Annotated in this window: 3 protein-coding genes; all 3 read right to left on the bottom strand. The window is 61.5% G+C overall.

All coding sequences use genetic code 11. The annotated features are described in order from the left end of the window. On the bottom strand, positions 1-2,186 hold a 2,186-nt coding region (locus EN984_RS24545; protein ID WP_164765618.1), incomplete at its 3' end, for an AAA family ATPase. After that, positions 2,183-3,442 (bottom strand): DNA repair exonuclease, encoded by a 1,260-nt coding sequence (locus tag EN984_RS24540; RefSeq protein WP_063169423.1) that lies wholly within the window; start codon positions 3,440-3,442, stop codon positions 2,183-2,185. The genes EN984_RS24545 and EN984_RS24540, both read right to left, overlap by 4 nt. 71 nt (positions 3,443-3,513) lie before the next feature. Next, on the bottom strand, positions 3,514-4,259 hold a 746-nt coding region (locus tag EN984_RS24535), incomplete at its 5' end, for a DUF3320 domain-containing protein (protein WP_127384005.1).

Below are 4,259 nucleotides of genomic sequence, written 5' to 3'. Positions count from 1 at the left end.
GAGCTCACCATTCTGAGCGCCTCGGCATACTCGGCGTCCACCTTGCGCTGCCGATCCAGAAACGGCTCCGCGATGGCCATGATTGCTTCGAGGGTGTCGTTGGACTCTGATACAATGCCTACGCTTCCCAGCACTGCTCTCATTTCCAAGCGTATCTGCTCGCCGGCGTCAGCGGCTCGCTCGGCCTTCAAGCGAGCAAGTTCGATCTGCTCCCAGGCAGCGAGCGCATCGCTGCGCGCCTCGATCTGATCCTCGATCCTTTCGATCAGGCGCTCAGACGAAGGTTCCACGGCGTCTCCGAGCAGGTCCCTGGCGGCCGCGCGGATTTCCAACAATTGGGTATCCACATCCTTGCCGAGCTGTGTGCGTTGGATGCCGTTGCGTGACAGGTTGGCCGCGGCCTCGGCCAGCTCGCGCGTAGTTGCCCGGATCTCAGCCAGATCCGCCGCGCCGGCCAGCCGGCCTGCGCTGGCAATGTCATCGCGCGCCAATGCCACGGCGAAGTCGTCAGCGGTGTCACCGGTCAGCGCTGCGCGGTGCGTTGCCCACGCATCATCGCGAACTCGGCGGATGGCGGTAGCCGCTTCATCGTCGACAATGTCGCCCGAGGCACGAAGGGCATCCAATCGTGCGGCGAGCATGGCATGGTTGCCCTCGTATTCAGCAAGGCGTTCGGCAAGTACGGCGGTGTTCCTTGCCAGTTCTGACGCTACCGTCTTCCAGGCGGCAATCTGCCCGGCGCTCGGAACCGCGACGTTGGCGAGAGCGAGGGCATCTCCGTTCCATGGACGCAAGCGCGCGAGCGCCGCCTTCCATCGGATTGTTCCCGCATCTTCCGCCTCGCGAGCCGTCCTAATCTCTGCCTGGTGTCCGCTTGCTCGCGCTTTCGACAAAGCCGAGCCCAGCCTTGCCCTGGCAGGTTCGGGCACCGCCCTTTCCTCGCCGACCCGCTGCCTTGCCACCTGCAGCGCATCGAGTGCCGCCGCGGCTTCGTCGCGAGCGGCACGCATCCCGGTAGCAATCCCGGACCTCTGCTCGACCATGGCGCGAACGACGCCAACGGTGACGGCAGGCAGAAGCAGCGCGCCAGGATCCGCCTCGGAAGATCGGCCCAAGGCGGCAAGGCAGCTCGCCACGCTGTTGTTGAGGATTTGCAGCTCCATCCTGCGAGTGGGCAAGTCAAAGCCAGCCGCGGTATGGCGCACCTTGCTCTCCGCCAGCCCGCGAATGCGTTCGGAAATCGACAGGATCGGTTCGTCCTCGTCGACCGCAGTGACTTTTTCCGCCAGGCGCTCGGTCTCGTCGATGTTTGCGGACAGCCGCGTTCTGAGGCTGGCATCGTCATCGATCAGTTCGGTGACACTTCCCGTCGATGTCCGGGCTGGGGAGGCGATGTCCGGCAGCTGATCCAGCCGGGCAATCTTGCGCCGGATATCCGCCAGCATCGGCGCAGCACGCACGTAACGAGCAAAGGTATCCAGCCTGGCCACCAGCACCGCCCGATCGCTGATGGTTCGGCCGTACTGCTGCGCTGCATCGAGACGTTCGGCCTCCAGGCCCTCGTAGGTTGATGCAAGGGTGTCGATCGCATCCCTGCGCGACTTTACGTCAACAAGGCGCTTCTTCAACAGCGCCAGTTCGGTTCCATGCGCCTGCTTCCGATACAGAGCGTCTGCTTCGGCCTCGAGGGCGTTCAACGTATCACTTGCGTTCCCAAGACCGGCGCTGGCCGTGAACAGAAGCTTGCCGAGGTCGCCCCGCGACTCCAGGATAGATTTTCCGCCGGCTTCCAACGTCTCGTCATCGAGTGAGAACATCGTCGTGTAGGCGTCGCGCGACAGACCGGCGAGATGCGCCGTGATCGCCACCTCGCTTACCGGTTGGCCCGTCGCATTCAATAGCGAATTACTGCGCTGTTTCGTACGCGTGAACGTGTGTTCGGAGCCGGCCAGTTCCAGCACCCCGCCGATGCGCATGGCACTGTACTCGTGCAGGAAGTTGTAGCGGCTCCGTTCCTCGATGCCGAACAGCAAGTCTAGATAGGCCGAAAGCGCAGTCGATTTGCCGGCCTCATTCAGGCCAAACACGATATGCAGATCAGGTCCGGATTCCGGTTTGGGTCCGAAGTCGATCGAACGATCGGTGAACTTTCCATAACGAATGAGGTCAAGGCGCCGCAACCTCATGACGATCCACCGGCCTTAAGGCGGGCAGTCACCAAGTCCGCGCCCTTGGAAAGCACCTGATCGAGGAACTGTTCCAGCCCGGCTTCGTCCGTCCCAGCAAAATCCCGCCCGTCGGCCGGAAGGTCGGCGACCATCTTTTGGACGAACGCCCTCGCCTCAGCGCGGAAGGCCTCCGAGGTGGCATCGGCACGCATTGATTGCTCGAGTTCGAAAATCGGATCAGCAATATCCTCGGCGGTCTCCGTCCGAGGCGGCGCGAGGTCAAGCTCGAGCTTCTCCACCCACGTATGGCCTAGCTGTTCCGCAGCCTGTTCGGCTTCGGCAAGAAGGAGGTCCCTGTCGCGGATCAGCGCCCACATCAGTGGTGACGTTCCTGTCAGGCCAATGCGAGCCACAGCATGACGCGATCGGACGGTTGCCCGCATCTCTTCGAGTGCGAAGCGAACACGCGCGACGGCCTCGGGCCACTCCACCGCTCCGGTAAGGTCGACGCTCACCCGTTCGAACTGCGCAACGCTGGTCAGCCGTTCCTCGATCTCCACCGAACGGTCGTGGCGCACCGTCACCAGGGTGACTGATTTCTCACCGGCCTCGTTGATATCCCTCCCCTGCGGTATTCCCGGCATCACCACGGCACTGGCGCCAGGATGGACTTGGCGAGCATGGATGTGGCCGAGGGCCCAATAGTCGAAACCGTGGGCGTGCAAGTCAGCGATGCTGCAGGGCGCGTAAACGTCGTGACCTGGCGATCCAGCCAGACTGGTATGCATGATGCCTATGTTGACGGCCCCTTCACGAGCCGCCGGATATTTGGTTAACAGGCTGTCCGGCGCCTTAGGGTTCGCAAAGCTCAAACCATGGAATACGACGTCCAGACCGCCGGCTGTCTGCAATACCGACTGAGCACGACCACCAAAGATGGTAACGGTGTCGGGAAATACCAGCTGTTTGGAAATCCGCGACAGGGCGTCATGATTACCGCGGATCTTGAAAACCATGATGCCGGCCTGGTGCAGGCGTGTCATCTGCGCGCCCAAGAACCGCGCTGTCTTCATTGAAGTCTGGTCGCCATCGTATAGGTCGCCAGCAATGACCAACGCGGCCACACGTTCCTCAAGGCAGAGATCCACTATCGAAACGAATGCCTGGCGGCTGGCGTCGCCCACCAGCCCGGCAAGATCGGGATTTCGCATCGCCAGCGAACGAAGCGGCGAGTCGAGATGAATATCGGCCGTGTGTACGAATCGAAATGCCATTCGGCCTCCGCCAGCAAAAGAGGTGTTCCGAGCTTCGACAGAAATTGCAACGAGGGCGCTGCAGCGCCCCGTTACACTTCAGCTAATTTCTCGCTCGCGGATTCGCCGGCCACCAACAAGCCGTCTTGGGACCGTAACACTCCTTTGGCAACCAAATCGGCGACCCCAGCTGAAATCAGCTGCCTTAATTGTGCGCTTGTGGCTTTGAAGCCCAGCATCCTGGCAACGCCTGTGGCGATTTCTTCCTCTGTCGCACCGAGGTTGGATTTCACGACTTCCATAGCGCCTTGGGCGACCTCGTCCTGCGCAATCATTTCGGGCTTGCGCAATCCAGCGGACACGACCCCACTGCGATCCCTGAGACGAACAGGAACACCTGGCTTGAAGCAGAAGTTGCCTCGACGGGCTACTGAACCACCTCTCTGTGCTATGCTTACCCCCCGCTCGATTGCATCCTGAATCCTGCCACCGGCCCGCTGCAGACCCCAGGCGTCCCGAATACGCGAAACTATTTCGTCGACATGGATTGGCGTTTCTGTAGCCACGACCTGCTCGACCAGTCCGGCCATGATTCCGCTGGGCGTCTCGTGGAGTTCGAACGATCCCGGTCGCTTTAGTTCGGCCTCTTCGTAGGCTCGATTGGGTGTCTCGGATCCGTTTGTGCTTTCGAGACCGATTTCCGTCACGTTGCCTCGGTCGACCGTAACAACCTGCACGGCTACAGCTCGATTTCTCTGGACCCCCAATTCGGCCCGCTCATCGAGTTCTTTTCTGGCGGCCTCAATCGCTAGTATGGTTCGCTCCAGCTGCTCACGAG

It is taken from the genome of Mesorhizobium sp. M7A.F.Ca.CA.004.12.1.1 (genome assembly GCF_003997835.1).
In the GTDB taxonomy this organism is placed as follows: Bacteria; Pseudomonadota; Alphaproteobacteria; order Rhizobiales; family Rhizobiaceae; genus Mesorhizobium.
Note: the sequence above shows the minus strand (reverse complement) of the source record. Positions and strands in the feature narration are given on the sequence as shown.

What these genes read in the sequence shown, in the direction of transcription:
- EN984_RS24540 (WP_063169423.1), bottom strand. Translation starts at nt 3,442, where the DNA reads ATGGCATTTCGATTCGTACACACGGCCGATATTCATCTCGACTCGCCG.